Origin of the sequence: Chamaesiphon sp. OTE_8_metabat_110 (assembly GCF_031382685.1) — a bacterium.
Lineage (GTDB): Bacteria > Cyanobacteriota > Cyanobacteriia > Cyanobacteriales > Chamaesiphonaceae > Chamaesiphon.
Genome location: NZ_JANMZA010000235.1, coordinates 1 through 4,379, shown reverse-complemented (window position 1 = coordinate 4,379; position 4,379 = coordinate 1). Strand labels below are relative to the sequence as shown.

The 4,379-nt window shown below is 47.9% G+C and carries 3 protein-coding genes; 1 reads left to right on the top strand and 2 read right to left on the bottom strand.

The features are described 5' to 3' along the window. Positions 1 to 194: 194 nt before the first annotated feature. Together groL and groES are read right to left on the bottom strand one after the other, a co-directional pair. Entirely contained in the window at positions 195 to 1,835 is a 1,641-nt protein-coding gene (gene groL, locus RMO52_RS08685; protein WP_310412957.1) for a chaperonin GroEL, read from the bottom strand. A 142-nt stretch (positions 1,836 to 1,977) separates the two neighbouring features. Further along, positions 1,978 to 2,289 carry a co-chaperone GroES gene (gene groES / locus RMO52_RS08680; RefSeq protein ID WP_309742942.1) on the bottom strand — a complete coding sequence of 104 codons (312 nt, stop codon included), beginning with the start codon at positions 2,287 to 2,289 and terminating at the stop codon, positions 1,978 to 1,980. A 539-nt stretch (positions 2,290 to 2,828) separates the two neighbouring features. Between groES and RMO52_RS08675 the strand changes: the two genes are divergently transcribed. Next, entirely contained in the window at positions 2,829 to 4,085 is a 1,257-nt protein-coding gene (locus RMO52_RS08675; protein WP_396134924.1) for an aspartate aminotransferase family protein, read from the top strand. Positions 4,086 to 4,379 lie beyond the last annotated feature (294 nt).

Genomic DNA, 4,379 nt, shown 5'->3' with positions numbered 1-4,379 from the left:
GATCGAAGGCGCAAACAATTACGCGGACAAGAAATCTTTGGGCCTTTACTCGATCGATTGTTATTGCACCGATTAGGTTAGTTTCCATACACACAAATTAACCTAAGATCGAGCGATAAAAAAAGCTACCTTCAGATGAAGATAGCGATCGAGATTAACGGGTTTCCCCTCTAAAAATTATTAAAAGTTAGAGATTAGTAATCGCCGTAGTCACCAGCGCCCATCGGGCCGCCAGCACCAGCACCACCGTCTTTAGGCTCTGGTTTATCAACGATGATGCACTCGGTAGTGAGGATCATTGCCGCGATCGAAGCGGCATTTTGGAGAGCCGAGCGCGTGACTTTCGCAGGGTCAACGATACCAGCTTCAAACATGTCTACGAACTCATTTGTGGCAGCATTGTAGCCGACATCAAAGGATTTTTCTTTAACGCGTTCGGCGATAATTGCACCATTTTGACCAGCGTTTTCAGCAATCCGTTTGAGCGGAGCTGAGAGGGCGCGGGTAACGATTAGCGCACCAGTTAATTCCTCATCTTTGAGGTTAGCTTGTGCCCAAGTTTCGAGTTCGGGAGAGAGGTGAGCTAGAGTCGTACCACCACCGGGAACGATACCTTCTTCAACTGCGGCTTTGGTCGCGTTGATCGCATCTTCCAACCGTAATTTACGGTCTTTCATTTCGGTTTCGGTAGCAGCACCAACTTTGATGACTGCGACACCACCAGCTAATTTAGCCAGACGCTCTTGGAGCTTCTCTTTGTCGTAGGAAGAATCGCTTTCGTCCATTTGACGACGGATTTGTTCGCAACGCGATTTGACAGTTGCTTCATTGCCTTCAGCAACGATCGTGGTGCTATCTTTGGTAATCGTGATGCGACGTGCTTGACCTAAAGATTCTAGTTTAGTAGCATCTAGTTTCAAACCAGCATCTTCAGTTACTAATTGACCGCCAGTTAAAACTGCGATATCTTCGAGCATGGCTTTGCGACGATCTCCGAAACCAGGCGCTTTCACAGCGGCTACGTTGAGGACACCACGCAGACGGTTGACTACCAAGGTTGCGAGGGCTTCTTTTTCGATGTCTTCAGCTAAAATCAGCAAAGGACGACCGGAACGAGCGACTTGCTCCAAGATGGGCACGAGATCCTGAACCAAGTTGATTTTCTTGTCAGTAATCAGGATGTAAGGCTGTTCGAGCACTGCTTCCATCCGCTCCATGTCAGTCGCGAAGTAAGGGGAGATATAACCCTTATCAAAACGCATCCCTTCGGTGATTTCGAGTTCGGTAGTCATGGACTTACCTTCTTCGAGGGAGATGACGCCTTCTTTACCGACTTTATCCATTGCGTTGGCAATCATTTCGCCAACTTCGTTGTCGTTACCCGCAGAAATTGCGGCTACTTGAGCGATTGCTTTGGAATCTTCGACGGGTTTGGCATGAGCCGCGATTTTCTCGACGAGGAAACCAGTAGCTTTGTCGATGCCGCGTTTGAGGGCGATCGCATTGGCACCAGCCGCTACGTTACGCAGACCTTCTTTGACGATCGCGTGAGCTAGTACGGTAGCTGTAGTAGTACCGTCGCCAGCAGCGTCGTTAGTTTTGGATGCAGCTTGACGAATCAGAGCTACACCAGTATTTTCGACGTTATCTTCGAGTTCGATTTCTTTAGCAATGGTGACACCATCGTTAACGATTTGGGGTGCGCCAAATTTCTTTTCTAAGACGACGTTACGACCTTTAGGGCCGAGGGTAACTGCTACCGCTTCAGCCAAGATGTCCATCCCGCGTTCGAGGGCGCGACGAGCATTTTCGTTGTATATAATCCGCTTTGCCATAATCTTTAAATTTAGATGTGTAGAGGGTTAGTATTAATGACCGAATGGCTGTTGACTGTTGACTGTCTGAGGATTCTATCGTTTACAGATCGAGCATCCATACTAGCTGTCAACTGTCAACTGTCAACTGTCAACTGAAGAATTAGCCGACTACTGCGAGGATGTCTTTCTCAGACAACAGCACATATTCGTCGCCGCCGAGCTTCACGTCGGTACCAGCGTATTTGGAGTAGAGGACTTTATCGCCGATTTTGATTTCTGGCTCTTGACGAGTACCGTCTTCGTTGCGTTTGCCAGGGCCGACTTGGACTACTTCACCGATTTGGGGCTTTTCTTTAGCTGTATCGGGAAGCAGGATACCGCCTGCGGTTTTTTCTTCTGATGCGCTGACTTTGACGAAGACGCGATCGGCCAAAGGCTTGACTGTAGATACTGTTAAAGATAGTGATGCCATATTAATTCTGAGTTTTTAGCACTCTCAACTGCTGAGTGCTAATTTAGCCGAATGGGGTATGGCATGGCAAGCAAGGGTAGAGTACGGGTTCCCGCACGTTCCTGCAAGCCGCGCCTATAGAACCCATTTGGGATCTTTGAGATTCATGATGGTGCGTTACGCCAAGGGCGATAGCGACGCATCGACCTGGAGGTTTCCTCCAGGTTGTGTGCGTCAAGACAACACACCCTACACCAGAGCGATAAATTGACGGTAGGGTGCGTTACTGCGCAAGCGGCTCGCGCACGCCTTTGTTCCCCGACGGTTTGCGGATGCGCGCTCCTCGGGTTCCCCGAGGGTTTAGCGCACCAAGCAGCGAGACAAGACAGCATAACGCACCAATTATCCGGTAGATCGGTTCTGAGGAAGTTTCTGAGTTCTCGTCCCAGCCACAGCCGAGAATTTAAATTGGGATCGGCGCATAGGGTAGCAAAAGAGTCAAACGCAACGGGAATTCTAGCGTTAGTATGGTTATTTAATAAAGATTTAGGAGTACTTTGATGAGCTTGGATACCGCGATCGCACAACCGACGATTCATCCAGAGTTGTTATCAGCTTTTAGTCAGGATGAGTTTAATAGTCATGTGATGACTACTTACGGACGGTTTAATCTGGCGCTAACTAAGGGCGAGGGTTGTACTGTCTGGGATACCGATGGCAAGGCTTATTTAGATTTTGTGGCGGGGATTGCTACCTGCACGCTGGGACACGCACATCCAGCCGTGATTGAAGCGGTGACGACGCAGATTCACACGTTGACTCACGTGTCCAATTTATATTATGTCCCCGTGCAAGGCGAACTAGCGAAGTGGCTAGTGGAACATTCTTGTGCCGATCGGGTATTCTTTTGTAATTCGGGTGCTGAAGCTAATGAGGGCGCGATCAAATTGGCGCGGAAATACGCTCATACGGTCTTAGGCATTACCGAACCAGTAATTTTGACGGCGAATGCCAGTTTCCATGGACGGACGCTGGCGACGGTGACAGCTACCGGACAGCCGAAGTATCACAAGAACTTTGCACCATTGATTCCGGGTTTCCACTATGTACCTTACAATGACTTTGCCGCGATCGAGTCTGCTGTTGCCGAGTTAGATGGACGGGTAGCCGCCATTATGCTCGAACCGCTGCAAGGTGAAGGCGGCGTGAATCCCGGACAAGTTGCGTATTTCCAGCAGGTGCGGAAACTCTGCGATGACAAGGGAATTTTACTAATCCTCGATGAAGTTCAAGTCGGGATGGGACGTTCGGGTAAATATTGGGGTTACGAGCAATTAGGGATCGAGCCGGATATTTTCACGAGTGCTAAGGGTTTAGGTGGTGGGATTCCGATTGGTGCGACGTTGTGTAAGGCTTCATGCAATGTGTTCCAGCCGGGAGATCACGCTAGTACTTACGGCGGCAATCCATTTGTTTGTGCGGTGGCTTTAGCTGTTTGTCAAACATTGGAACGGGAAAATATTCTCGCCAATGTCCAAGCGCGAGGCGCACAATTACGGGCAGGTTTACAACAATTAGCCACTAAATATCCCCAAACAATCTCCGAAGTTCGGGGTTGGGGTTTGATTAATGGCTTAGAGTTACAAGCTGATAGTAATGTCGGGGCGATTGATATTGTTAAAGCAGCAATGCAAGCAGGTTTATTATTAGTCCCTGCGGGTTTAAAAGTCGTCCGGTTCGTACCGCCTTTAATTGTTTCTTCTACAGAGATAGATCGGGCTGTAAGTATTATCGAGCGAATTTTAGCCACGATGTAGTAAATTAAGAGTGGGTAATTACCCACTCTAATTTAGATTTATTCTTAGATTGAATCGATCGAACGAAGTTATTAGCCACCAAAGATTGCAACGTATTAAGCACAAGCAGAAAATGTGAATGGTTGAATAGTGATTTTTTATACTCGCAGCCCAGCTAGAGTTTTAGGCTGTTTACATAATGGTGAAATTACGGTTATCATCACTCCAGAACATGGAATCTTTTTACAAGAACCGATACCTATGTATTGGATTCCAAACGATCTGAGAATGCCAAATAGTGAGTTTGACATCTTG